This window comes from Mycobacterium heidelbergense (assembly GCF_010730745.1).
GTDB lineage: Bacteria > Actinomycetota > Actinomycetes > Mycobacteriales > Mycobacteriaceae > Mycobacterium > Mycobacterium heidelbergense.
Genome location: NZ_AP022615.1, coordinates 1,139,608 through 1,163,560 on the forward strand (window position 1 = coordinate 1,139,608; position 23,953 = coordinate 1,163,560).

Consider the following 23,953-nt stretch of genomic DNA (forward strand, 5'->3'; position numbering starts at 1 on the left):
CACCCTCTATTCGACGGTGACGGACTTGGCCAGGTTCCGCGGCTTGTCGACATCGTAACCGCGGGCCTGCGCCACCGACGCCGCGAACACCTGAAGCGGGATGGTCGACAGCAGCGGCTGCAAAAGTGTTGACACCGAAGGGATTTCGATCAGGTGATCGGCGTAGGGGCGCACGGTGTCGTCGCCCTCCTCGGCGATCACGATGGTCACCGCGCCGCGGGTCTGGATCTCCCGGATGTTGGACAGCAGCTTGGCGTGCAGCGTGGCCGACCCCTTGGGCGAGGGCATCACCACGATGATCGGCAGGCCGTCGTCGACCAGCGCGATGGGGCCGTGTTTGAGCTCGCCGGCGGCGAACCCCTCGGCGTGCATGTAGGCCAGTTCCTTGAGTTTCAGCGCGCCCTCCAGCGCCACCGGGTAGCCGACGTGGCGACCCAGGAACAGCACCGTCGACGATTGGGCGAACCGATGCGCCAGGGCCGCCACCGGTTCGATCGTCGCGAGCACCCGGGCCACCAGGTCCGGCATCGCTTCCAGCTCGCGGTACTCGCGCTCGACCTCGTCGGGGTATTTGGTGCCGCGGGCCTGCGCCAGCGCCAGGCCGACGAGGTAGTTGGCGGCGATCTGCGCCAGGAAGGTCTTGGTGGAGGCGACGCCGATCTCCGGGCCGGCGCGGGTGTAGAGCACCGCGTCGCACTCGCGCGGGATCTGCGAGCCGTTGGTGTTGCAGATGGCCAGCACCTTGGCCTTCTGCTCCTTGGCGTGCCGGACCGCCTCCAGGGTGTCCGCGGTCTCACCGGACTGCGAGATGGCGACCACCAGCGTGCTGCGGTCCAAAACCGGGTCCCGGTAACGGAATTCGCTGGCCAGCTCCACTTCCACCGGCAGCCGCGTCCAGTGCTCGATCGCGTACTTCGCGAGCAGCCCGGAGTGATAGGCGGTGCCGCAGGCGACCACAAACACCTTGTCGATCTCGCGCAGTTCCTGATCGGACAGGCGCTGTTCGTCGAGGACGATCCGGCCGTCGACGAAGTGCCCGAGCAGGGTGTCGGCCACCGCGGTGGGCTGCTCGGCGATCTCCTTGAGCATGAAGTACTCGTAGCCGCCCTTTTCGGCGGCGGCCAGGTCCCAGTCGATGTGGAAATGCCGGGCGGTGGCGGTCACGTCGTTGCCGTCGAAGTCGGTGATCCGGTAGCCGTCCGCGGTGATCACCACGGCCTGGTCCTGGCCGAGCTCGACGGCGTCGCGGGTGTGCGTGATGAACGCCGCGACGTCGGAGCCGACGAACATCTCGCCGTCGCCGATCCCGAGCACCAGCGGCGTGGAGCGACGGGCGGCGACGATGGTGCCCGGCTCGTCGGCGTTGGCGAACACCAGGGTGAAGTGGCCGTCGAGCCGGCGCAGCACCGCCAGCACCGACGCGGCGAAGTCGCCCGCCGTCTCGCCGTGCCGGTAGGCCTGCGCCACCAGGTGCACCGCGACCTCGGTGTCGGTGTCGCTGGCGAACTCCACGCCGGCGGCCTCCAGCTCGTGGCGCAGCGCCGGGAAGTTCTCGATGATGCCGTTGTGGACGACGGCGATCGTGCCGGCGGCGTCGCGGTGCGGGTGCGCGTTGCGGTCGGTGGGACGACCGTGGGTGGCCCAGCGGGTGTGGCCGAGGCCGGTGGTGCCGGCCGTCGCCGCGGGCGCCATTTCGGCCACCGCCTCCTCCAGGTTGGCCAGCCTGCCGGCGCGACGACGCACGGTGAGTTTGCCGCGGGGGCCGCTGCCGTCGACCAGCGCGATCCCCGATGAGTCGTAGCCGCGATATTCCATCCTGCGCAGCGCGTCCATGACGACCTCGCACGCCGGGCCCCGGCCGACGTAGCCGACAATTCCGCACATTCTGACCAGGGTAGTGCAGCCGCCACCCGACGCCGGTCGCACGCGGCTGACCTGGGGCGATGCCGTCAGGAGGCGACCGAGGCCGTTCGCGCCCGCATCGATGTCAATTCACACGCCATTCACAAAGCCGAAGCCCTTTTCACCTGATGTATTGCTGACGTTTTCGAATGTTTCGTCGCGCCGGGGTAGCCCGCACCTAAACTTCGCAATATCGGTACGTTTGGCAGCCACGGGCGGGAAGTCACCGGGATCGACGAAGGATTACCACCGCGCGCGGCTCCCGGCGACGATGACATTTTAATAGCGCTGCGGCACAACGGGTTCGGTGCTTACCGGGATCGCCGCAAATTCGTATTGGCGTCCTTTGCCGTAAGTTCGTTACGGATATCAATGTCAACAATTCCCTTGACCCCGGCGGGCCAAATAGCCGAAGGGCCGCGCACCGAAATGCTAAACGGGTAAACCCCGCGCAACGTCTTCCAGGAGGGAATCATGGCCGCTGTTCTGCACGACGACGCGGTGACGAGCCCGCCCGCGCCGCCGCGGCTTCCCCGCTTGCCGATCGGCGCCGCGGGCGACCCGTTGGTGGACGCGGCCGTCCGTTTGCTGAGCATTCCGCTGCGGCACGCGTACGCGGTGCTGTGGCGGGTGGGCCTGCTCGAGGTCACGGCGTAACGAGCGGCCGGCGCCGTTCTAGCCGATCCGGCACGCCACGGCGATGCGCTAACGTCGACGCGTGCCCCGCATCCGCAAGCTCGTCGCAGCCCTCGGCCGCCGCGGCCCGCACCGAGTCTTGCGCGGTGACCTGGCCTTCGCCGGTTTGCCCGGGGTGGTGTATACGCCGGAGGCCGGGCTGAACCTGCCGGGCGTGGCCTTCGGTCACGACTGGCTCACCGGCACCACACGCTATTCGGGTCTGCTGGAGCATCTGGCGTCGTGGGGCATCGTGGCCGGCGCCCCCGACACGCAGCGCGGCGTGGCGCCGTCGGTGCTGAACTTCGCCTTCGACCTCGGCACCGCCCTGGACATCGTGGCGGGCGTGCGCCTCGGCCCCGGCGACATCAGCGTGCACCCCGCCAAGCTCGGCGTGGTGGGGCACGGGTTCGGCGGCTCGGCGGCCGTGTTCGCGGCGGCCGGCATGCCCGGCAAGCCCGCGGCGGTGGCGGCGATCTTCCCGTCCGTCACCAGCCCGCCGGCCGAGCGGCCGGCCGCGACGTGCAAGGTCCCCGGGTTGATCCTGACCGCGCCGGGCGATCCGAAATCGCTGAATTCCAACGCGCTGGCGCTCTCGCGGGCCTGGGACGCGTCCACGCTGCGGGTCGTCAACAAAGCCGAACCCGCGGGCCTGGTCGAGGGCCGGCGACTGACGAAGGTATTCGGTCTGGCCGGCCCGCACCGACGCACCCAGCGATCGGTTCGGGCGCTGCTGACCGGCTACCTGCTCTACGCGCTGGGCGGCGACAAGGCCTACCGCGACTTCGCCGATCCCGACGCGAAGCTGCCGGGGACCGTCCCGGCGCATCCGGAGGCCCCGCCGGTCGCCCTGGAAGAGAGGATCGTCGCGCTGCTGAAGTGACGCGCCCGGCGGCGGCGCGCGGCCGTGCGCGATCACCGCCCCGCCTGCGGAAGCTGATCGGCGGCGATCTCGCACGGCGTTGATCCCTCGTCGGCCGCGGGCGCCGGGCCGCCGGTCGACGGCGCGGCCACCGGCGCGGGCGAGGCGGGCGCCTCAGCCGGCGCGGGCGGGGCGGGCGGCGCGTCAACCGGTGCCGGCGGTCCGTCCGCCGGCGGTGCCGCATCAACCGGTCGAGCCCCCTCGGCGGGCTTGGCCTCCTCGGTCTTGTCGACCTCTTCCGGCTCGTCAGGCCCGTCGTCGACAACATGGTGCTCGTCGTCGGAGTGGAAGGGGTCCCCGTCGAACGGATCCTCGGCCGCCGAACCCAGCAGGGAACCCATCGCATCGACGATCCGGCTGGCCAGCCCGCCGAGGCCGCCGATGTCGCCGCTCGGATCGCCCGCACCGAGCGCGGTCCCCAGGTCCGGGAGCGGCGTCGCCGGAAGGGTCGGCGCGGCGGGCGTCACGGCCGGGGCCGGCGCTGGATCCGCCGGCGGGCCGGGAAACGCGGCGGGGGTGACCGGGGCGGCCGGCGCCGGCGCTCCCGTCGGGGCCGGCGGAAGCGGTTGATAGCCAGGCGAAAGATCGCCCGGAAACTCGAAGCACGCCGACGGCGCGGCGGCCATCCTGTCGATGACCATGTCGTAGGCCGTCGCCACCCCGTCCACCGTCGAACGCATCGTCGTCAGCCAGTCGTCGCGAATCTCGTTGTCCACGTGGGGGATTACCTGCTGGCGGATCACCTCCTCGGCGCCCGGCCGGTCCCCCACCCCGGTGGTGACGGCGTCCGACGCCGCCAACCACGTCGGACGCTGCGCCCGCGTGCGATCGTCGATGGCGATGGCCGTCGCGACCTTGGAGTCGACCAGATACCACAGGTTGTCGCGCAGCGACTCGCATCGCTGGGCCGCCGCGCGGACTTCGGTGGCCACCGCGTTCGCGGCGTCGCAATGACGTTGCAGGAACCCAACCGCGGAGTCCCCGCCCGGCCCCCTCCACGCCGCGGCCAGCTCGGCGAGCTGGGCGCGCTGGGCCCGCAACGCCTCCGAGACCGCCTCACCGGCCGCCCGCAGTTCGGCGCAGTCGCGGTCGAGCGCACGAAGGTCGAGACCGTCTTCGCTGTCGTACCAGTCGCGGATCTGGGACGGACGCGACGTCAGGTCGGGATGCCGGTAGCCGAGCGCATGGCAGGCCCACACGTAGCTCTGGGTGTGCTCGACGGCGGGCCGGCCCTCGGCGAGGCGTTCGGCGACGTCCAACCGATCGGCCACGATCAGGCGATCCGCGCGGCGGCATACAGTTCGGCATCGGCGTAGCGGTCGGCGCCGGCCCGCAGCGCCACGGCGGTCTCGACGGCCGCCCGCGACCACTGCGACACCTCGGCCGTCAGCCGCTCCAGCTGCACGCGCAGCGCATCGCCGCGCGCGGCGTGCGCCCGGCCGGCGCCGGCCCCGCCAAAGGTCAACCGCGCCAGGTGATCCGCGAGGGCACGGTCGATGAGCTCGGCGGCCGCGGCCAACCGATCGGCGACGCCGTGCACCGCCGCGACGTCGACCTCGGTGCGGGCGAGGGTGGCTCGGCTATCGAATCTCATGCCTAATCCGACGCCCGACGCCGCGCCGGGGTTCCGGCACATGCAACGGCCGAAGGATCAGCGCGCGGCGCTCACCGCTTCGGCAAGCCGGGTGGCGACCCGCTGCGCGACGCCTTCCTCGGGCGCCTCCACCATGACCCGGATCATCGGTTCGGTTCCGGAGGGCCGCAACAGGATTCGGCCGGTGTCGCCCAGTTCGGCCTCGGCCTTCTCGACCGCGGATCGCACCGAGGGCGCCGCGGCGGCGGTGGCCTTGTCGGCGACCTTGACGTTGATCAGCACCTGCGGCAGCGTCCGCATCGCCGAGGCGAGATCGGCCAGCGCCGAGCCGGTTTGCACCATGCGCGTCATCAAGCGCAGCCCGGTGACGATGCCGTCTCCGGTGGAGCCGACCGCGGGCATCACGATGTGCCCGGACTGCTCGCCGCCGAGGCTGTACTCGCCGGCCCGCAGCTCCTCCAGGACGTAGCGGTCGCCGACGCCGGTCGTGCGCACCGCGATGCCGGCCGAGCGCATCGCCAGGTGCAGCCCGAGGTTGCTCATCACGGTGGTCACCAGGGTGTCGGAGGCCAGCTCGCCGGCGTCTTTCATCGCCAGCGCCAGCACCACCATGATGTGGTCGCCGTCGACGAGTTGCCCGTCGGCGTCGATGGCCAGGCAGCGGTCGGCGTCCCCGTCGTGCGCCAAACCCAGGTCGGCGCGGTGGGCGACGACGGCCGCCTTCAGCGAGTCCAGGTGCGTCGAGCCGCAGCCGTCGTTGATGTTGAGCCCGTCGGGGTCGGCGTTGATCGCGATCACCCGCGCACCGGCCGCGCGGTAGGCGCGCGGGGCCACCGCCGACGCCGCGCCGTGCGCGCAGTCGACCACCACGGTCAGGCCGTCGAGCCGCAGCGTGTTGGTCTTGCTCAGGTGGCGCAGGTAGCGGTCGTCGGCGTCCTCGGCGTCGATGCGGCGGCCGATCCCGGCGCCGACCGGGCGCAACCCGGGTCCGGCGGCCACCAGCTCCTCGATCCGGTCCTCGGTGTCGTCGTCCAGCTTGTGGCCGCCCGGGCCGAAGATCTTGATGCCGTTGTCGGGCATCGGGTTGTGCGACGCGGAGATCATCACCCCGAAGTCGGCGTCGTAGGCGCCGGTCAGGTAGGCCACCGCGGGCGTCGGAAGCACCCCGACCCGCAGCGCGTCGACGCCCTGGCTGGTCAGCCCGGCGATCACGGCGGCCTCCAGCATCTCGCCGCTGGCGCGGGGATCGCGGCCGACCACGGCGACCCGCCGGCCGGGTCCCACGGAACTCGCCAAGCGCCGCGCCGCCGCCGCGCCCAGCGCCAGGGCCAGCTCGGCGGTCAGCTCACGATTGGCGACCCCGCGAACGCCGTCGGTGCCGAATAGTCGACCCATGCCTCTCCTCTTTACCGCGAGCGTGCGTGTTTGTACGTCGACACGCCGACGGATGCGTACAACTATGCACGCTCGCGGCCAGAAAGTGATCGCCGATCAGCGCTTGCTGTACTGAGGCGCCTTACGGGCCTTCTTCAGGCCGTACTTCTTGCGCTCGGTGGCGCGCGGGTCACGGGTGAGGAAGCCGGCCTTCTTCAACGGGGGCCGGTCGTCCGGGAAGGCCACGATCAGGGCCCGGGCGATACCCAGGCGCAGCGCGCCGGCCTGGCCCGAGGGGCCGCCGCCGTGCAGGAGGGCAAAGATGTCGAAGTTCTCCACCCGGTCGACGGTGACCAGCGGGGCCTTGATGAGCTGCTGGTGCACCTTGTTGGGGAAGTATTCCTCCAGGCTGCGGCCGTTGAGGTCGAACTTGCCGGTGCCGGGCACCAGGCGCACCCGCACGACGGCCTCCTTGCGGCGGCCGACGGTCTGGATGGGCCGGTCGAAGACGAACGACTCGCTGGGCGCGGCGGCCGGTGTCTCGGCCGCGGCTTCTTCCACGGCGTCGGTTGTCTCGGTCACTGGGCCACCTGCTTGATCTCGTACGGAACCGGCTGCTGGGCGGTGTGGGGATGCTCCGGGCCGGCGTAGACGCGAAGCTTGCGCTGGATCTGACGGCTGAGCTTGTTCTTGGGCAACATGCCGACGATCGCCTTCTCCACGACGCGGGTCGGGTGCTTGTCCATCAGCTCGCCGATCGTGCGCTTGTGCAGCCCGCCGGGAAAGCCCGAGTGACGGTAGGCCAGCTTGTGCTGCAGCTTGTCGCCGCTGATGGCGACCTTGTCGGCGTTGATGACGATGACGAAGTCACCGCCATCGACATTGGGGGCGAACGTCGGCTTGTGCTTGCCACGCAGCAGGTTGGCTGCCGCGACGGCAAGGCGACCAAGCACCACGTCCGTGGCGTCGATGACGTACCACGACCGCGTGGTGTCACCCGCCTTGGGCGCGTATGTGGGCACAGCGCTTACCTCAACTATCTCTGCGGGCCTCTTGGCGAGGCTATGGATCCCGGGTCGAGCCGGGTGCCGGTCAGGCGGCCCTGGTGAATCCAGGGCGGGGCTTGATCTCGGCGACCGACATTGACCCGAGGCCCCGGCGTATCACACGCCAACCGAGCAGCTTACCGATGCGCGTCCCCGCAGGTCAAAATGACTGTGTGGCCCCGGCGGCTCTCCTCCGCCGAGACCACACAGGGGCTATTCGGTTATCCGCCGCTACCTGGCCCAGGCGCCGGCCGCCCGGCGATCGGCGTTCGCCACCTCTTCCGCGCCATCACGGACCGCATGTCCGAGGTCGACGAGTATCTGGTTGAGCGCGGCCGCCGCCTGGTGCCACTTCAGCTGTTCGGCCTGGTACGCGGCCGCCGCCTCGCGGGTCCACAGCTCCTGCAACGGGGCGATCTGCGATCTCAGCTCGTCGAGCGCCGCATTGAAACGGGCGGACGTGGTGTGGATCTCCTGGCGCACCGAGCCTTCGATTTCGCCGAAGTTGTAGGACAGCACGGCGTCCACGGGTACTCCCCCGATCACAGGCTGCCGCCGGCGGCGGCGACGTGGTGGGCGTGGTTCTGGCCGGCCTCGCCCAGCGTGGCCGCGTTGCGCCGGATGGTGTCGGCGATCGTGCGCAGCACGTGGTAGAGCCGCATCGACTCGGCGTTCCAGCGATCCACCACCTCCTTGAACCGCAGAGCCGCGGGCCCGCCCCAGACCGTGGGCGGCACGTTTCCGATGCGGCCGATGAAGGCCCGCAGCATCGCCCGGATCTCTTCGTTGCGGGCGTCCGTCGTGTCCGCGACCGAACGCATCAGGTCGAAGTCGGTGCTCAGTGTGTTCGCCATATGAATAGGACCGCGCCGACCCCCATTCGGTTCCACCCGGTTCATCCGATCGCGTGGGCGGAGCGCACCGCCTGTTCGCACGCCTCGCGGACCGCCTCCTCGCCGCCGGGCCGGCTCTGGCATCCGATGCTGATGCGGACCGGCCCGTCCAGCAACACGGTCCACCGGACATGATGGCCGGCGCGCACTTCGCGGTAGATCACCGCAGGCCGGCCGGCGCTGTTTCCGGACGGGTTGAAGTCGACGAACACCCCGGCGGGTTCCGCGTCGATCGCGCGTTTCAACCGCTCCGCGGTGCCCGCCAGCGTTTCGCCGGCCACGGGCGACTGCGTGATGTGCAGCGCCGCTTCGGGATCCGACGGCGACGTGACCAGGACCCGCGCCGATCCGGGCCCGGTGACCACCCGCTGCGTGGGCCAGTCGGCCGGCACCGCCAGCGCCACCCGGCCCTCGACCAGAAACGTCGTCGGCACCGTCTGCACCCGGGCCGGCGGCGACAGGCCGGGACGGCCCGCGGGCGCCACCGCCGACACCGCCAGCGACGACCCCGTCAGGACGACGGCGGCCCCCGCAAGCCCGGCCGCCACCCGCGCCCGCGACGCGACACCGCCGGCATGGGCGGTGGGCCGCGGCTCAGGCGGCCCAGACGGCACCGACGAGGCCGTCCGGGCCAGCCGACGCAGCCGGGCGTCACCGATTTCCGTCACCGCCGCGCCGCTGCCGCGCACCGCTCCGGCGATCAACGCCCCGAACGCCGGCGCCCCGGCGACCGTGCTTGGCGCGTCGATCAACGCGACCGCACCGGCCATGCCCGCGACGACGCTCGCGACCTCCACGGCGACGGAATGCGGTTGCGCCCCACGGGGTATCGCGACGACCCGGGGACCGACGATCACCACCAACCGTTCCGCGATCTCCACCACCACCGCCGCGTCGCGCTCGGCGTCGCACGCCAGCTTCAGCAGCCACGAGCGGGGCCGCGCGAGCACGTCACCGGCCAGGGACCGGGCGGCCGCGGTCACCACGTCGACGCGCGCCGACGCCCACCACGATGGGTGCACGACGACCAATCCGTTGGGGTGCGCCGCGCTCGGTGACCGCAGCGCGGCGCGCCACAGCGAATGGACGGCGACGGGTTGTCCGCCGACCAGCCCGACCGGGTCGTCGATCGCGCCGAGCGCCTCGGCCACGAGCTCTGACGTGTCGGTGTGATCGGTTGTGTCACAGCATAATCGGCGGATCGTTCCCGGGCCGACTTCGACGATCGCACGGTGTGCAGGGCTCACGGGGGTGGGCTCCAGGCCACTTGCAGGAGCCGTTCGTCACCGTTGCGAGTGATCAGGACGCCGCGGCCCGGCGGCAGCCGCGCGGGGCGCGCCGAACCCAGCAGCGGGCCGTCGTCCGGGCGTCCGCTCATCATCAGCGCCATGCAGCCGAGGTCACGCAGGCCCGCCAGCAGGGGCTCGAACAGTGCGCGCTCGGCGCTGCCGCTGCGCCGCGCCACGACCAGGTGCAGCCCGAGATCCCGTGCGTAGGGCAGGTATTCGAGGATGCCCGCCAGTGGGTTGCCCGCCGGGGCGGCGACCAGGTCGTAGTCATCGACCAGGACGTAGATGTCCGGGCCGCACCACCGGGACCCGGCGCGCAGCTGCGCCTGGCTCGCGTCCGCAGACGGCATCCGGCGCCGCAGGAGGTCGAGCAGGGCCGGCAGCGACGCGGCCAGCGCGGCCGGCGACACGGCATAGCCGCCAAGGTGTTCCGACTCGACGACACCGAGCAGGGAGCGCCGAAAGTCGACGATCAGCAGCTGCGCCTCCGCCGCGGTCTTGGTGCGAACGATTTCCCGGCACAGGGTCCGCAGTGTGGCGCTCTTTCCGCACTCGTTGTCCCCCAGGATCAACAGGTGCGAGTGCCGCGCGAAATCGATTGCGACCGGCCGCAGTCCGCGCTCGTCGAGGCCCAACAGGATCTGCCCGCCGAGTTCGGCGCCCGCCCGGCGGACGACGGTGTCGCGGTCCACGTGCGTGGGCAGCAGGGGTATCGGCGGCGCGACCGATCCACCGTGCGGGATGTCGTCGAGGGGTGTGGCGATGATCATGTGCAGCCCGTCGCCGGAAAGTCCACGGCCCGGTCTGTCGTCGGGCACCTGCCGCGCCCGGCCGCGGTCGACCTCGGAGTCCGCGGGATCGCCCAGCCGCAACTCGATGCGGGTGCCGACCTGATCCTTCAGCGACGGTCTGATGTCGGCCCAGCGCGACGCCGTCAGCACCACATGCACGCCGAACGAAAGCCCTTGGGCCGCCAGGGCGGTGATCGGCGCCTCGAGCGCCTCGAACTCGTGCCGCAGGCCCGCCCAGCCGTCGACGACGAGGAACACGTCGCCGGCCGGCGCCGCGCCGGCCCGATCGGCCTCCCGCGATCGGACGATGGATTGCATCTCGGCGACGATCCGCCGGACCAGGTCCGGCTCGGCCCGGCCGGCGACGGCGCCAACGTGCGCGATACTCCGCACCGACGCCAGCGCTCCGCCGCCGAAGTCCAGGCAGTAGAACTGCACTTGCCCCGGATCGTGGGTGGCGGCCAGCGCCGTGATGAGCGTGCGCAGCGCCGTCGACTTGCCCGATCGAGGTGCCCCGACGATCGCCACATTGCCCGCGGCCGCGGACAAGTCGACCATCAGGGGCGTGCGGCACTGCTCGAATGGCCGGTCGACGATGCCGATCGGCACGGTTAGACCGCCTGGCGCGCAAGTGGTTTCGCGCAGGAGGGTGTCCAGTGCCGGCGGCGCGTCCAGCGGCGGCAGCCAGACTTGGTGCGCGGGCGGTCCGTGTCCGGCCAGGCGGTCGAGGACCGCGTGCAGCAGGGTTCGAGTGGGCGAGGCGGCCGTCTCCGCCGCGGGAGTGACCGGGCCGGCCGCCCGGGTGCTGAACGGCCGCACCGACGGCGCCGCCGGCGCGCGGGCCGACGTGCTCGTCCGCAGCGGTCCCGACACGAATGCGGCCTGAAAACGGGTCGGCTCGCCGTTGCTCGCGCGCAGGAAACCCGCGCCGGGCGTGTTCGGCAATTGGTAGGCGTCGGGCGTTCCGAGGGCCGCTCGCGATTCCCCGGCGGTGAGGGTTTTCAGGCAAATCCGGTAGGAGAGGTGGGCTTCGAGCCCCCGCAGCCGGCCCTCGTCGAGGCGCTGGCTGGCGAGCAGCAGGTGCATGCCCAGCGACCGGCCGAGCCGGCCGATGGCGACGAAGGTGTCGGCGAAATCGGGGTGCTGGCTCAGCATTTCGGAGAACTCGTCGACGACGATGAACAACGTCGGCAGGGCGGTCAACCGGCGATCGGCCCGCCGCGCACGTTCGTAGGCCGCGACGCTGCCGCACCGCGCGGTCCGCAGCAGTTGTTGGCGACGGTGCATCTCACCGGCCAGCGTGTCGCGCATCCGGGCCACCAGCGGCGCCTCCTCGGCGAGGTTGGTGATGACCGCGGCGACGTGGGGGGCCCGCGCCAAATCGAGAAACGTTGCGCCGCCCTTGAAGTCGATGAGCAACAGGTTGAGCACCTCCGGCGAGTTGCGCGCCATCATGCCGAGCGCGATCGTGCGCAGCAGCTCCGACTTGCCCGACCCGGTGGCGCCCACGCAGAGCCCGTGCGGGCCCATTCCGTTTTCGGCGGGCTCCTTGATATCCAGCTCGAGCGGCGCGCCGTCGACCGTGGTTCCGAGGGGAACGCGGAGCCGATCGTGGTCGTTTTGGCCGCGCCACAGCGTGATCGGATCGATGTCGGCGACATCGCCGGTGGTCGTCGCGCCGACCCGATACCTGGCGAGCCGGCGGGCGCATATCAGCGCGTCCAACGGATCCAGCCGGTCGGGACGCGGCACCGGTTGGGACTGGCCGGCGCATCCGATCGTCAATGCCGTCCCCTCACCACCGGTGCCGACCTGGAGGATGGTCGCACCCGTCACGCCGGCGGCATCGGGGTCGGCGTGACCGTCGAGATCGGCGACCACCACCACGTGTGGCGGTCCGGCGCCGGTGAGCGCGCGCCCCGCCTCGGCCAGGCTCCGATACACCATGCGGGCAGGCCCCACCGCATCGGCGGCGGCCGGATGCTGGTTGTGCGGCAACCATTTCAGCCAATCCCAGTGGGCTCGATGCGGCTCGCTGATCGCCGCGACGATCAGCAGCTGGTCCGGCGGATGCAACACGGCCAGCTGGCAGATCATCGCGCGCAGCAGTCCGCGCGCCACGGCCGGCTCGCCGTCGATCGTCACGGTCTCACCGCCACGCAAGCCGACGGCGATTGGCGCGTCGGCGATCGTCGAATGCGCGTCGATGAAGCGGCGCAGGGCCGTGGCGGTGACCGGGTCCGACGGCCCTTGCGGCGGGGTCTCGGGGGCCACCAGGCGCGCGGCGAGAGGCCGGGTTCCCGCGCCAACGCGGACAAGGCAAAAGTCGGGGTCGCCGGCCCGCCGCTCCCACATCCGTGGGCCGCCGACCAACGTCCACAGCGTATCCGGTTCGGGATGGCTCCAGCTCAGTGAGACCCGTTGCGCGTCGGCGATTTCTGCGACGGTACCGCGGAGCCGGCTGAGATATCCGAGGTAGGCGGCGCGGTCGGCGTCGATGCCCCTGCCCCGCGGGCGGCGCCCCGCCGCCACCGTCACCGCCGCCGAAACCAGCATCATGATCGGGAACGCCACGAACATGGGGCTGCGGGTCATGGGCGAGCCGGACGAGAAAGCCACCGCCATCGTCGCGAGGCTCGCGACCGACATGACCGCCGGCGCCAGGAACAGCGGCAGGCCCGATGATCTCGGCGGCGGTAGGCCGGGTGGCGACTCAACGGCGATGTCGGCCGTCGCGACCGCCGGCGGCGACCGGCGCGCCGCCGGCACGAAACACTGCGTCATCGCTGGCCCTCCCCATCGTGTGGCGACGGTAGGCAGCACCGGGATCGGCCGCAAGTCGCCTGTGGACAACCGAATATCCCGCGATCGAAAACGCGCTAACGTGCCGCTCATCCGACTGAAGGGAGCACCGGTGCCCGCCTCCGATCCGGGGCTGCGGCGCGTGTCGGTTCATGCCGGCGCCGCCGTCGCCGACCTGGCCCTGCCCGCCGCCGTTCCCGTCGCCGTCCTGATTCCGTCGATCGTCGACATCCTGGAGGGCCGCGGCGTGGACGGTCCCGCCGATCCGGAGGCGCGGCGTTACCGGCTGTGCCGCCCGGGAACGCCCGCTTTGGATGCGTCGGCGACGTTGGCGCAGAACGATATCCGGGATGGTGCCGTTCTGGTCCTGACCGAGTCCCCGACACGGCCACCCGTCCTCCGCCACGACGACGCGGCCGAGGCCGTGTCGGCGACGCTGGAAACGGCCCGGCCCGGGAGTCACGCCCGGCGCGACCGGACGAACCGGCTCGCCGGCGCGGTCGCGGCGAGCCTCCTGACCGGCATCGGTGCGCTGGCGCTCACCCGAAACACCCTCAGCACCAGCGTTTCCGGCGCCGCGGCATCGGCCGGCGCCGTCGCCCTCCTCGGTGCGATGGTCGCGCACCGCGCCTATCGGGACGCGACGGCCGGCCTTGCGCTGAGCGTGATCGCCACCGCATTCGCGGCGGTCGCCGGTTTTTCCGCGGTGCCCGGCGCCCCCGGCATCCCCAACGTGCTGCTGGCCGCGACGGCGGCGGCCGTCGCATCGGTGCTGGCGATGCGCGTATCGGGCTGCGGTGCCGTGACATTGACCGCGATCGCCTGCGTCGCGCTGGTCATCGCCGGCGCCGCGCTGGTGGGCGTGCTCACCGCCGCCCCGCCGCACGCCGTCGGCTCGGTTGCCGCCCTGGCATCCCTCGGCCTGATCGGGGTGGCGGCGCGGATGTCGATCGCGCTGACGGGGCTGTCACCCCGGCCGGCGTCCGCGGCGGAACCAGAGACCGCGGATCGGCTGGCCGGCAAAGCGATCCGCGCCGACAGCTGGCTGGCCGGCCTGCTCGCCGCATTTTCGTCGTCCGCCGCCGTTGGCGCCATTGCCACGGTGCTCGCCGGCGCACCGCGGCTGTCCTGCATCGCTTTTGGCGCCCTCACCGGCGCGTTGCTGCTGCTGCGCGCCCGCTCGGTCGACGCCGGAAAGGCGCCGGCGTTGGTGATCGCCGGAATCGCCGTCACCGCAACGACGTTCGGTGTCGCCGCCCTAAGGATGCCGGAGCACGGGGCATGGATCACCGCGTTGGCGGCAACCCTGGCCGCGGCGGCGATCTACCTGGGCTTCGCCGCGATCTCGCTCTCACCCGTGGCGCGCCGCGGCGTCGAGGTCCTGGAGCGTCTGGCGCTGGTCGCCATGGCGCCCCTGACTTGTTGGGTATGCGGCCTCTATGGCGCCGTTCGTGGATTGAGCCTCACATGAGGCCATCGCGCCTGCTGGCGGTGGTGGCGGTCACGGCGCTGTCTCAGCTGGGAGTGCCGGCAGCACAAGCTATTTCGCCGCCACAGATCGACAACAGGTTGCTGCCGAAGCCGGCCCGGCCGGCGCCACCGTCGCCGACCGTGCAACGCGAGGTCTGCGCGACGCTGACGGGCGACTCCGGGCCGGCCCGCGACCGGGCCGCGGACCTCGTCGACCTGCCGCGGGTCTGGCAGCTCACCCGCGGCGCGGGCCAGCGCGTCGCGGTCATCGACACCGGCGTGTCGCGGCACCACCGCCTGCCCGATGTGGTGCCCGGAGGCGACTACGTGTCCACCGGCGACGGCACCCAGGACTGCGACGCGCACGGCACCCTGGTGGCCGGAATTATCGCCGCCGCACCGGATTCCAAGGCCGACGGCTTCGGCGGGCTGGCGCCCGACGCGACCCTGATCGGCATCCGCCAGTCCAGCGCGAAGTTCGCTCCCGCCGGCGACCGGTCCCACGCCGGGGTCGGCGACGTCGACACCATGGCGCAGGCCATCAGGACGGCCGCCGACCTCGGCGCATCGGTGATCAACGTTTCCTCGGTCGCCTGCGCTCCCGTCGCGTCGGCGCTCGACGACCGCGCGCTGGGCGCCGCGCTTGCCTACGCGGTCGACGTCAAAAACGCGGTCGTCGTCGCCGCGGCGGGCAACACCGGCGGCGCCGCGCAGTGTCCGCCCCAGCGACCCGACGCGACGTGGCAGACCGCCACGGTCGTGGTCAGCCCGGCCTGGTACGACGACTACGTGCTGGCCGTCGGTTCCGTCAACGCCGAAGAGAGGCCGTCGGCCTTCACGCTCGCCGGGCCCTGGGTGGACGTCGCGGCTCCCGGCGAGGCGGTGACGTCGCTCGGTTCGCAGCCCGTGTCCGGCACCAGTTATGCCGCTCCCGTGGTCAGCGGGCTGGCCGCGCTGATCCGGGCCCGGTTCCCCGCGCTGACCGCGCGGCAGGTGATGCGGCGCATCGAATCGACCGCGCATCACCCGCCGGCCGGATGGGATCCGCTCGTCGGCAACGGCGCGATCGATCCCCTGGCGGCGGTCAGCACCGACTTCGGTCCGCCGGCAAACGCCTCCACACCGCCTCCGGTTCCCGTCCCGATCACCCCGCCGCCGCCCCCACCGCCGCGTCCCGGCGCACCGGGAACCGCGTTGCGCGGCGCGGCCGCCTGCCTTCTGGCGCTAGTGGGAGTCCTGGCGGTCGGTGCGGCCATGGGCCGGTTGCGGCCCCGCCACCGCGTCCCGGGCGACTGACGCGTCCCGCCGGCTCAGTTCCGGCCCGGACGGCAGGACCGCCAACACCGGCCAGGGCGCGGGGGTCGGCACCGAAAGACCGAGGTCGCGCGCCGCGTCGTCGTCGTGGATCGCAAACCGCACCCCGGTGTCGGTGACGAGGTATCGCGTGCCGCCCCGGCCGTTGGTCCGCACGAAGGCGCTCCGGCCGGGCGGCACGTAGACCGCGTCCAGCGCGGGGCCCCGGCCATCGGCCTGCGCCAGGGTCACCGGCGCCTGGCCGCCCGGCACCGGCAGGCCGGCCCCGGCGAGCAGCGCGATCTCGAAATTTCCGGACGGCAATGGCCTCCCGGCCGCGCAGACGGTGGCGCCGTCGTCCCACAGGGTTGGCGGCCGGTCGGGAAAACTGGCCACCGGCAGCGTGTCCACGATTGCGGCGGCGCGGATCGCGTCGGGCGCCACCGGGATCGGGTTGACGGTGCCCTGCGAATTGCCGAGACGCAGGAGATCGGCGGCCACCCGGCCGATGCGCTGGACCCCGGCGGCCAGGACGACGTAATACTCCTCACCGTCGCCGCGCGTGACGCGCAGCACACCGCCGATCGGCAATCCGGGCAGGCCGGGCGCCTGGCCACCGGCGCCGGGAATGCGTGGGGCGCTGATCGGCGCCGCCTCGGGCACGGCGTTCAGCAACGCCTGCGAGACCGGCCGCGGCGCGTGGCCCTCCAGCCTGAGGGCCCGCACGACGGCCGGGTCGGCGATGTCGACCACCGCCCGCTGCCCGTCGTAGAGCAGGTAGGCCGGCGAACCCGAGGCGGGCGCGACCAGGATGGCCCGGTCTGGGCCGAGGCGATGGACCGACGGCCCATCGGTGGGCCCGACGACGACCGTCGTCGCGGCCGCGCCGTCCGTGTCGCAGATCGTCCAGGTCGATTCGTCCGCCGACAGCGGCGTGCCGAGAAGCTGCGGTGCGCCCGGGATGCCAAGCAGCGGGCCGCGTTTGGTGCGGGCCAGGTCGGATTCGCGGACCGGTCTCGGGTTGTCGGCCGTCGCGGCGATCAACCGCGCCGAAGACAAGTTCAGCACCGGATGCCACCTGTCGCCGACCCGCACGTACAGCGCCCCGGATGGTTGGGCCACCACGATCCGCGCCCGGTCGAGCTGTGCGTGCGGCCCGAGCAAACCCAGAACCGCGCATCCCGCCATGGCGACGGCCGCCAGCACGCACCCGGCCGTGAGCGCCGCGGCCTGCCACCGCATCGCGCCGTTCACCGCGCCGATGTCCCCGCCCAGCAACGCGCATTCCATGCGGCGCAGCAGAAACCGGTAGCCGCTGACCTGCAGCCGGGTCGTCGGCCGGCGCGGCGATGATCGGTCCAAAATCCCTCCGGGGGAAGTGTCGAATCCGTCTCCGGCCTCACGGTAGGCCGCAGGTCAACGGCGCCGCGGCGGGTTATCCACAGGTCGCCCAGGTTTCGTTGTCCCCGGATCCGGGTAAAATTTGGGGGTGTTTTCTCACCGCATACCTCACCGCACACGCGGCCCTCGGGCGGGCGGCGCGCGGTCGGCGGGCCGCTGGGTCGGCCTGGGGGCTTCCGCGCTGGTCGCCGCCACCGGCCTGCTGTTCGCCCCCACCGCTGTGCCCGTCGCCTCCGCCGATAACTGCCCCGACGCCGAGGTGATCTTCGCGCGCGGCACCAACGAGCCCCCCGGCCTCGGCCGGGTCGGTGACGCCTTCGTCGACTCGCTGCGCCAGCAGACCGGCGGCATGAACATCGACACCTACGGGGTGAACTACGCCGCCAGCAAGCTGCAGCTGCACGGCGGTGACGGCGCCAACGACACGATCAATCGCGTCAAACAGACGGTGCAGAAGTGCCCGAACACCAAGATCGTGTTGGGCGGCTATTCGCAGGGCGCGTCGGTGATGGACATCGTGGCCGGCGTTCCCATCGGCGGCATCAACTGGGGCAGCTCGCTGCCGCCCGAGTACGCCAACAACATCGCGGCGGTTGTCACCTTCGGTGACGTGGCCGACCGCGCCGGCGGAACGCTGCCGACCCAGAGCGCGATGCTCGGGTCCAAGGCGATAGACCTGTGCAACCCCAACGACCCGATCTGCCACGCGGGCCCGGGCAACGAGTGGAGCGGGCACACCGAGGGCTACATCCCCGTGTACACCACGCAGGCGGCGGCTTTCGTCGCATCCAAGCTGCTGACCGGGACCGGCCAGCAGGTGCCCGGCTTTGGGCCGCAGGTTCCCGGATATGGCCCGCAGACGCCGGTGTACGGCCCGCAGAGTCCGTCGATACACGGGAACGTCCCGCCGTACTCGCCCAACGCGCCGTACCCACCGAACTCGCCGAATACGCCGAACACGCCGTCTCCCCAGGCCCCGCTCGTCTAGGCCGCTCGGGTTCGCGCATTACTATCGGGTGATGACGCGTCGCCCGGTCGATCTACCGCCACAGGCGAATCCGGGCGGCGGACCACGTGTCGCCAACCGCCTGGCCGGTTTCCGGGCCGCCGCATTGCTCGCCGTGCTGATCGCCCCGGCGGCCGCGCCCCTGACGGCGGCGATTCCGGTGGCGTCGGCGGCGTGCCCGGGCGCCGAAGTGGTTTTCGCTCGGGGCCGGGAGGAGCCACCCGGGGTCGGTTTCGTCGGCGGGGCGTTCGTCAATTCGCTGCGCTCCAAGGTGCATGTGCCCGTCGGGGAGTACGGGGTCAACTATCCCGCCGACATCGATCCGGCGAAGGGCGCCAACGACATGAGCGCCCACGTTCAGTCCATGGCGAAGAGCTGCCCGAACACCCGCGAGGTGCTCGGCGGTTATTCGCTGGGCGCCGTGGCGGCAGACCTGGTGATCGCGGAGACCAAACCGGGGTTCGGGTTCAGCAACCCGCTGCCGCCGGGTGCGGATCAGCACGTCGCGGCGGTCGCGTTGTTCGGCAACGGCACCCGGCGCATCCTCGGCCCGGTCCCCGATTTCAGCCCCGCGTTCGCCGGTAAGACGATCGAGGAGTGCGCGAGCGGCGATCCGATCTGTTCGGGCGGCGACGCGCAATGGTCGTCACACCTGCAGCCCGCATATATCAACTCGGGGCTGGTGGATCAGGCCGCCGGCTTCGCCGCCGCCAGGATCTAACCGGGCCTGCGCAGGTCCCGGGTGATCATAACCCGCGCCGCCAGTTGGTCGTCCGGCGGATAGTCCACGCCGATCAGCGTCAGCCCGTGCGCCGGGGCGGCGGCGAAGTCGCTGGATCGGTCTGTCGCGGAAAGCAATTGGCGGCACCACGACGGCGGACGCCGGCGTTCGCCGACGGCCAGCAGCGCCCCTACCAGCGACCGCACCATCGACCAGCAGAACGCATCGGCGGTGACGTGCACCGTGATCGCATCGCCCTCGCGCGACCAGTCCAACCGCTGCAAGTCGCGGATGGTGGTGGCGCCGTCGCGCCGACGGCAGAACGCCGCAAAGTCGTGTAGCCCCAGCAGGTCTCGCGACGCGGCGGCCATCGCGTCCAGGTCCAGCGGGCGCGGCCAGGCGGTGACGTAGCGCGCCTGGTGCGGCTGCGCGCCGAACGGCGCCGTCGAGAGCCGGTAGACGTAATGGCGTCGCAGCGCCGAGAACCGTGCGTCGAAACCCGCTGGCGCGCGGGCGATATCGAGGACCCGGACATCGGCGGGCAGGAACCGGCCGAGGCGACGCACCAGGGGCAGGAACTCGGCTTCGCCGGCTCGCGGCGAGCGCGGGTACGCGTTGGGCAACACCTCAAGGGGCACGTCGACGTGGGCCACCTGCCCGGTCGCGTGCACGCCCGCGTCGGTGCGCCCGGCGCCGCGCAGCCGCACCGGCGTGCGGAACACCGTCGTCAGCGCCTCGTCGAGGACGCCGGCGACGGTGCGCTGGCCGGCCTGATCCGCCCAGCCCGCGAATTCCGTTCCATCGTAGGCGATGTCGAGCCGCAGACGGACGTCCTCACTAATTCTCGGTGGCCTCATTAGGCTCGTCGGCCGGGGCCTCCTCGGCCTCGACTTCCTCAGCCTTAGGCTCCTCCGCCGGAGCTTCCTCGGCCTTAGCCTCCACCGCCGGAGCTTCCTCGGCCGGAGCCGCGGGCGCGGCCGCCTTCGTCGACGCCTTCACCCGGCGCGCCCGATCGGCCTCCGACGTCACCGTCTTCTCCCGCACCAGCTCGATCACGGCCATGGGAGCGTTGTCGCCCTTGCGCGCCTCGACCTTGATGATCCGGGTGTAGCCACCGTTGCGGTCGGCGAAGAACGGCCCGATCTCCTCGAACAGCTTGTGCACGACGTCCTTGTCGCGGATCTTCTTGAGGACCTCTCGACGGTTGTGCAGCGTGCCCTTTTTGGCGTGCGTGATCAGCTTCTCCGCGTACGGCCGCAGCGCGCGCGCCTTCGGCTCGGTCGTCTTGATCTGGTTGTGCTCGAACAGCGACGTGGCCAGGTTGGCCAGGAGGGCCTTCTGGTGCGAAGACGACCCGCCGAGGCGGGGGCCCTTGGTGGGCTTGGGCATTGCTGACGCTCCTGTCTAGAAGTTCAAAAGCTTTAGAGCTGTTCGGTTTCCGCGTAGTCCTGGTCGTCGTAGGCGCCCTCGGTGGACCAGGTGCCGGTGGCGACGTCGTAGCCCGCGACCTCCGACGGGTCGAAGGTGGGCGGGCTGTCCTTGAGCGACAGACCCAGCTGGTGCAGCTTGACCTTCACCTCGTCGATGGACTTCTGGCCGAAGTTGCGGATGTCCAGCAGGTCGGACTCGGTGCGGCTCACCAGCTCGCCGACGGTGTGCACGCCCTCGCGCTTGAGGCAGTTGTAGGACCGCACGGTCAGGTCCAGGTCGTCGATCGGCAGCGCGAACGACGCGATGTGGTCGGCCTCGGCCGGCGACGGCCCGATCTCGATGCCCTCGGCCTCGACGTTGAGTTCCCGTGCCAGGCCGAACAATTCGACCAGGGTCTTACCCGCCGACGCCAGCGCGTCCCGGGGGGTGATCGAGCTCTTGGTCTCCACGTCCAGGATCAGCTTGTCGAAGTCGGTGCGCTGCTCGACGCGGGTGGCGTCCACCTTGTAGGTCACCTTGAGCACCGGCGAATAGATGGAATCGACTGGGATACGGCCGATTTCGGCGCCCGAAGCCCGGTTCTGCACCGCCGGGACGTAGCCGCGGCCGCGCTCGACGACGAGCTCGACCTCGAGCTTGCCCTTGTCGTTCAGCGTCGCGATGTGCATCTCGGGGTTGTGCACGGTCACACCGGCGGGCGGCACGATGTCACCCGCGGTCACCTCACCCGGGCCCTGCTTGCGCAGGTACATGGTGACCGGCTCGTCCTCCTCCGAGGACACGACCAGGCCCTTGAGGTTCAGGATGATGTCGGTGACGTCTTCCTTGACGCCGGGCACGGTGGTGAACTCGTGCAGCACGCCGTCGATGCGAATGCTGGTGACGGCGGCCCCGGGGATCGACGACAGCAGCGTGCGCCGCAGCGAATTGCCCAGGGTGTAACCGAATCCCGGCTCCAGCGGTTCGATGACGAACTGGGAGCGGTTGTCGGTGAGGACTTCCTCGGACAGTGTCGGTCGCTGAGAGATCAGCATGGTGTTTCTTCTTCTCCTTCTCGGCACCCGCTATTTGATGCCGTTTGGTTCTCGCGTCGACCCACTTCGCCCGGCTTCGCCGCGCTTGCGATCGCCGCAAGGTTTCCCGCACCGGCCGGCACAGGAAGTCTTTTTACTTCGAGTAGTACTCGACGATCAGCTGCTCGGCGAGTGGCACGTCGATCTGCGCCCGCTCCGGCAGCTGGTGGATCAGGATGCGCTGGCGCTCCCCCACCACCTGCAGCCAGCTCGGGATCGGGCGGTCACCCGCGGTCTCCCGCGCGATCTGGAACGGCACCGAGTTCAGCGACTGGTCCCGCACGTCGACGATGTCGTACTGCGACACCCGGTAGCTGGGGACGTCGACGCGCACGCCGTTGACCGTGAAGTGCCCGTGGCTGACGAGCTGGCGGGCCATCCGGCGGGTGCGCGCCAGCCCGGCCCGGTACACGACGTTGTCCAGCCGGCTCTCCAGGATCCTCAGCAGCTCCTCACCCGTCTTGCCGGGCTGCCGCACCGCCTCCTCGTAGTAGCGGCGGAACTGCTTCTCCATCACGCCGTAGGTGAAGCGGGCCTTCTGCTTCTCCTGCAGCTGCAGCAGGTACTCGCTCTCCTTGATCCGCGCGCGGCCGTGCTGGCCGGGCGGGTAGGGGCGCTTCTCGAAGGCCTGGTCGCCGCCGACGAGGTCGGTGCGCAGGCGACGCGATTTGCGGGTAATGGGTCCGGTGTAACGAGCCATTTCTATTCTCCTCCTAGACCCTGCTAGACCCTGCGCCGCTTCGGCGGGCGGACGCCGTTGTGCGGCTGGGGGGTGACGTCAGAGATCGCGCCGACCTCCAGGCCGGCGGCCTGTAGCGACCGGATCGCGGTCTCCCGGCCCGAGCCGGGGCCCTTCACGAAGACGTCGACCTTCTTCACGCCGTGCTCCTGCGCCTTGCGCGCGGCGTTCTCCGCGGCCAGCTGGGCGGCGAACGGCGTCGACTTCCGCGAGCCCTTGAAGCCGACGTGGCCCGACGACGCCCAGGCGATGACGTTGCCCTGCGGGTCGGTGATCGTCACGATCGTGTTGTTGAACGTGCTCTTGATGTGCGCGGCGCCGTGCGGGACGTTCTTCTTTTCCCGGCGGCGGGTCTTCTGCCCCTTCTTGGCGGCGCCTGCGGCTTTCTTAGCGGGTGGCATACGGGGTTACCTGGCCTTCTTCTTGCCTGCGATGGTGCGCTTGGGGCCCTTGCGGGTCCGCGCGTTGGTCTTGGTCCGCTGGCCGCGCACCGGCAGGCCGCGACGGTGCCGCAGCCCCTGATAGCAGCCGATCTCGATCTTGCGACGGATGTCCGCCTGCACCTCGCGGCGCAGGTCACCCTCCACCTTCAGGTTGGCTTCGATGTAGTCACGCAGGTGGGTCAGCTGGTCGTCGGTGAGGTCCCGGGTGCGCAGGTCCTTGTCGATGCCGGTGGCCGCCAGAATCTCGTTCGAGCGGGTACGGCCGACGCCGAAGATGTAGGTCAGGGCGATCTCCATCCGCTTGTCGCGCGGAAGGTCGACGCCGACTAGTCGAGCCATGGGTGGCGTTTCCTCTTTTTCTCGGCGGAGGTGTGATCCCAGTCCGTTCCCGCCCCAACGTTGAGGCGGGGCCCGGCCTCCGTCCGGGCGTGGATGAGCTGGCCCATCTCGTATAGATGCCAGCCGCTCACTGGTGCTGGGAGGTCTGCATTCAGTTGTATAAGCGGAAGCCCTGACTGATTGTCCGTCTCCTCCTCAGGCCGCTGCACGGCCTGCATCGTCGCCGGACGGACTAGCCCTGTCTCTGCTTGTGGCGTGGATCTGAGCAGATCACCATGACCCGCCCATGCCGACGGATCACCCTGCACTTGTCACAGATTGGCTTGACGCTCGGGTTCACCTTCACGGCCGTCTCGATCCTGTTCTGTCTACTCGTTCGGTGGTTGATCGGGCTTTTTACTTGTACCGGTACACGATGCGGCCCCGGGACAGGTCGTAGGGAGACAACTCCACCACCACCCGGTCCTCGGGCAGGATGCGGATGTAGTGCTGCCGCATCTTGCCGCTGATGTGGGCGAGCACCTTGTGGCCGTTCTCCAGCTCAATGCGGAACATCGCATTGGGCAGGGGCTCGACCACGCGGCCCTCGACCTCGATGGCACCGTCCTTCTTGGCCATACTCGTCAGGAATCCTCGTCTTTAGTGTCGTCCTCGTTTGCGCCCAGGTCAGCGCGACATTCACCGGACTTCAAACGTGAGCCGGTGACAGGAAATTCCTGGAATTTCCGAGGGACTGGGCACGCAAAAAG

The 23,953-nt window shown here is 70.9% G+C and carries 25 protein-coding genes; 6 read left to right on the top strand and 19 right to left on the bottom strand.

Annotated features, from left to right (window positions below; genetic code table 11):
- Window positions 1-6: 6 nt before the first annotated feature.
- Window positions 7-1,884: a glutamine--fructose-6-phosphate transaminase (isomerizing) gene (glmS, locus tag G6N25_RS05360; protein WP_083075048.1), complete on the bottom strand. Its 1,878-nt coding sequence runs from the start codon at window positions 1,882-1,884 to the stop codon at window positions 7-9.
- 492 nt (window positions 1,885-2,376) lie between these two features.
- Between glmS and G6N25_RS05365 the strand changes: the two genes are divergently transcribed.
- Both G6N25_RS05365 and G6N25_RS05370 read left to right on the top strand, forming a co-directional pair.
- Complete coding sequence (locus tag G6N25_RS05365; protein ID WP_083075046.1) at window positions 2,377-2,559, top strand: Rv1535 family protein; 183 nt, start codon at window positions 2,377-2,379, stop codon at window positions 2,557-2,559.
- Between the two features lie 61 nt (window positions 2,560-2,620).
- Complete coding sequence (locus tag G6N25_RS05370; protein ID WP_083075045.1) at window positions 2,621-3,460, top strand: dienelactone hydrolase family protein; 840 nt, start codon at window positions 2,621-2,623, stop codon at window positions 3,458-3,460.
- Window positions 3,461-3,492: 32 nt separating this feature from the next.
- Here G6N25_RS05370 and G6N25_RS05375 read toward each other — a convergent pair whose 3' ends face one another.
- The 9 genes from G6N25_RS05375 to eccCa form a co-directional block, all read right to left on the bottom strand.
- The gene (locus G6N25_RS05375) at window positions 3,493-4,770 is read right to left on the bottom strand and encodes a hypothetical protein (protein ID WP_163672377.1); all 1,278 of its coding nucleotides are present in this window, start codon (window positions 4,768-4,770) and stop codon (window positions 3,493-3,495) included.
- 2 nt (window positions 4,771-4,772) lie between these two features.
- Complete coding sequence (locus G6N25_RS05380) at window positions 4,773-5,093, bottom strand: hypothetical protein (protein ID WP_083075041.1); 321 nt, start codon at window positions 5,091-5,093, stop codon at window positions 4,773-4,775.
- A gap of 57 nt (window positions 5,094-5,150) precedes the next feature.
- Window positions 5,151-6,488 (bottom strand): phosphoglucosamine mutase, encoded by a 1,338-nt coding sequence (gene glmM, locus G6N25_RS05385; protein WP_083075039.1) that lies wholly within the window; start codon window positions 6,486-6,488, stop codon window positions 5,151-5,153.
- A gap of 96 nt (window positions 6,489-6,584) precedes the next feature.
- On the bottom strand, window positions 6,585-7,049 hold the full coding sequence (gene rpsI, locus G6N25_RS05390) for a 30S ribosomal protein S9 (protein ID WP_083075038.1): 465 nt from the start codon (window positions 7,047-7,049) through the stop codon (window positions 6,585-6,587).
- The gene (gene rplM / locus G6N25_RS05395) at window positions 7,046-7,489 is read right to left on the bottom strand and encodes a 50S ribosomal protein L13 (protein ID WP_083075036.1); all 444 of its coding nucleotides are present in this window, start codon (window positions 7,487-7,489) and stop codon (window positions 7,046-7,048) included. Before rplM ends, rpsI begins: the two co-directional genes overlap by 4 nt.
- 255 nt (window positions 7,490-7,744) lie before the next feature.
- The gene (locus G6N25_RS05400) at window positions 7,745-8,041 is read right to left on the bottom strand and encodes a WXG100 family type VII secretion target (protein ID WP_083075034.1); all 297 of its coding nucleotides are present in this window, start codon (window positions 8,039-8,041) and stop codon (window positions 7,745-7,747) included.
- Between the two features lie 14 nt (window positions 8,042-8,055).
- Window positions 8,056-8,367 (bottom strand): WXG100 family type VII secretion target, encoded by a 312-nt coding sequence (locus tag G6N25_RS05405; RefSeq protein ID WP_083075032.1) that lies wholly within the window; start codon window positions 8,365-8,367, stop codon window positions 8,056-8,058.
- A 41-nt stretch (window positions 8,368-8,408) separates the two neighbouring features.
- Complete coding sequence (locus G6N25_RS05410; RefSeq protein ID WP_083075030.1) at window positions 8,409-9,653, bottom strand: type VII secretion-associated protein; 1,245 nt, start codon at window positions 9,651-9,653, stop codon at window positions 8,409-8,411.
- Window positions 9,650-13,270 carry a type VII secretion protein EccCa gene (gene eccCa, locus G6N25_RS05415; protein WP_083075028.1) on the bottom strand — a complete coding sequence of 1,207 codons (3,621 nt, stop codon included), beginning with the start codon at window positions 13,268-13,270 and terminating at the stop codon, window positions 9,650-9,652. The genes G6N25_RS05410 and eccCa overlap by 4 nt, the downstream gene beginning before the upstream one ends.
- A 130-nt stretch (window positions 13,271-13,400) precedes the next feature.
- On the opposite strand from eccCa, the gene eccD reads away from it, so the two are divergent.
- Together eccD and mycP are read left to right on the top strand one after the other, a co-directional pair.
- A complete protein-coding gene (eccD, locus tag G6N25_RS05420; protein ID WP_083075113.1) occupies window positions 13,401-14,759 on the top strand; it encodes a type VII secretion integral membrane protein EccD in 1,359 nt (452 codons plus the stop codon).
- A complete protein-coding gene (gene mycP / locus G6N25_RS05425; RefSeq protein WP_083075026.1) occupies window positions 14,756-16,054 on the top strand; it encodes a type VII secretion-associated serine protease mycosin in 1,299 nt (432 codons plus the stop codon). Before eccD ends, mycP begins: the two co-directional genes overlap by 4 nt.
- Here mycP and eccB read toward each other — a convergent pair.
- On the bottom strand, window positions 15,983-17,413 hold the full coding sequence (eccB, locus tag G6N25_RS05430) for a type VII secretion protein EccB (RefSeq protein WP_083075024.1): 1,431 nt from the start codon (window positions 17,411-17,413) through the stop codon (window positions 15,983-15,985). The genes mycP and eccB overlap by 72 nt on opposite strands.
- Before the next feature lie 205 nt (window positions 17,414-17,618).
- On the opposite strand from eccB, the gene G6N25_RS05435 reads away from it, so the two are divergent.
- Window positions 17,619-18,440 carry a cutinase family protein gene (locus tag G6N25_RS05435; RefSeq protein WP_232065924.1) on the top strand — a complete coding sequence of 274 codons (822 nt, stop codon included), beginning with the start codon at window positions 17,619-17,621 and terminating at the stop codon, window positions 18,438-18,440.
- Window positions 18,441-18,471: 31 nt separating this feature from the next.
- Window positions 18,472-19,179: a cutinase family protein gene (locus G6N25_RS05440; RefSeq protein WP_083075022.1), complete on the top strand. Its 708-nt coding sequence runs from the start codon at window positions 18,472-18,474 to the stop codon at window positions 19,177-19,179.
- Here G6N25_RS05440 and truA read toward each other — a convergent pair.
- The 8 genes from truA to infA form a co-directional block, all read right to left on the bottom strand.
- The gene (gene truA / locus G6N25_RS05445; protein ID WP_083075021.1) at window positions 19,176-20,036 is read right to left on the bottom strand and encodes a tRNA pseudouridine(38-40) synthase TruA; all 861 of its coding nucleotides are present in this window, start codon (window positions 20,034-20,036) and stop codon (window positions 19,176-19,178) included. The genes G6N25_RS05440 and truA overlap by 4 nt on opposite strands.
- A complete protein-coding gene (gene rplQ, locus G6N25_RS05450; protein ID WP_083075019.1) occupies window positions 20,017-20,568 on the bottom strand; it encodes a 50S ribosomal protein L17 in 552 nt (183 codons plus the stop codon). The genes truA and rplQ overlap by 20 nt, the downstream gene beginning before the upstream one ends.
- Window positions 20,569-20,600: 32 nt before the next feature.
- Complete coding sequence (locus tag G6N25_RS05455; RefSeq protein ID WP_083075017.1) at window positions 20,601-21,644, bottom strand: DNA-directed RNA polymerase subunit alpha; 1,044 nt, start codon at window positions 21,642-21,644, stop codon at window positions 20,601-20,603.
- A 133-nt stretch (window positions 21,645-21,777) separates the two neighbouring features.
- A complete protein-coding gene (gene rpsD / locus G6N25_RS05460; RefSeq protein WP_083075015.1) occupies window positions 21,778-22,383 on the bottom strand; it encodes a 30S ribosomal protein S4 in 606 nt (201 codons plus the stop codon).
- 23 nt (window positions 22,384-22,406) lie between these two features.
- Complete coding sequence (gene rpsK, locus G6N25_RS05465) at window positions 22,407-22,823, bottom strand: 30S ribosomal protein S11 (RefSeq protein WP_083075013.1); 417 nt, start codon at window positions 22,821-22,823, stop codon at window positions 22,407-22,409.
- Window positions 22,824-22,829: 6 nt separating this feature from the next.
- Window positions 22,830-23,204, bottom strand: a complete 375-nt coding sequence (gene rpsM, locus G6N25_RS05470) for a 30S ribosomal protein S13 (RefSeq protein WP_007167900.1) — start codon at window positions 23,202-23,204, stop codon at window positions 22,830-22,832.
- Between the two features lie 232 nt (window positions 23,205-23,436).
- On the bottom strand, window positions 23,437-23,550 hold the full coding sequence (rpmJ, locus tag G6N25_RS05475) for a 50S ribosomal protein L36 (protein ID WP_003879483.1): 114 nt from the start codon (window positions 23,548-23,550) through the stop codon (window positions 23,437-23,439).
- 50 nt (window positions 23,551-23,600) lie between these two features.
- On the bottom strand, window positions 23,601-23,822 hold the full coding sequence (gene infA / locus G6N25_RS05480) for a translation initiation factor IF-1 (protein WP_003418601.1): 222 nt from the start codon (window positions 23,820-23,822) through the stop codon (window positions 23,601-23,603).
- Window positions 23,823-23,953 lie beyond the last annotated feature (131 nt).

Coding starts and splice junctions, on each gene's coding strand:
- glmS (WP_083075048.1), bottom strand. CDS start 1,884: ATGTGCGGAATTGTCGGCTACGTCGGCCGGGGCCCGGCGTGCGAGGTC.
- G6N25_RS05365 (WP_083075046.1), top strand. CDS start 2,377: ATGGCCGCTGTTCTGCACGACGACGCGGTGACGAGCCCGCCCGCGCCG.
- G6N25_RS05380 (WP_083075041.1), bottom strand. CDS start 5,093: ATGAGATTCGATAGCCGAGCCACCCTCGCCCGCACCGAGGTCGACGTC.
- glmM (WP_083075039.1), bottom strand. CDS start 6,488: ATGGGTCGACTATTCGGCACCGACGGCGTTCGCGGGGTCGCCAATCGT.
- G6N25_RS05405 (WP_083075032.1), bottom strand. CDS start 8,367: ATGGCGAACACACTGAGCACCGACTTCGACCTGATGCGTTCGGTCGCG.
- eccCa (WP_083075028.1), bottom strand. CDS start 13,270: ATGACGCAGTGTTTCGTGCCGGCGGCGCGCCGGTCGCCGCCGGCGGTC.
- mycP (WP_083075026.1), top strand. CDS start 14,756: ATGAGGCCATCGCGCCTGCTGGCGGTGGTGGCGGTCACGGCGCTGTCT.
- G6N25_RS05440 (WP_083075022.1), top strand. CDS start 18,472: ATGACGCGTCGCCCGGTCGATCTACCGCCACAGGCGAATCCGGGCGGC.
- truA (WP_083075021.1), bottom strand. CDS start 20,036: ATGAGGCCACCGAGAATTAGTGAGGACGTCCGTCTGCGGCTCGACATC.
- rplQ (WP_083075019.1), bottom strand. CDS start 20,568: ATGCCCAAGCCCACCAAGGGCCCCCGCCTCGGCGGGTCGTCTTCGCAC.
- G6N25_RS05455 (WP_083075017.1), bottom strand. CDS start 21,644: ATGCTGATCTCTCAGCGACCGACACTGTCCGAGGAAGTCCTCACCGAC.
- rpsD (WP_083075015.1), bottom strand. CDS start 22,383: ATGGCTCGTTACACCGGACCCATTACCCGCAAATCGCGTCGCCTGCGC.
- rpsK (WP_083075013.1), bottom strand. CDS start 22,823: ATGCCACCCGCTAAGAAAGCCGCAGGCGCCGCCAAGAAGGGGCAGAAG.
- rpsM (WP_007167900.1), bottom strand. CDS start 23,204: ATGGCTCGACTAGTCGGCGTCGACCTTCCGCGCGACAAGCGGATGGAG.
- infA (WP_003418601.1), bottom strand. CDS start 23,822: ATGGCCAAGAAGGACGGTGCCATCGAGGTCGAGGGCCGCGTGGTCGAG.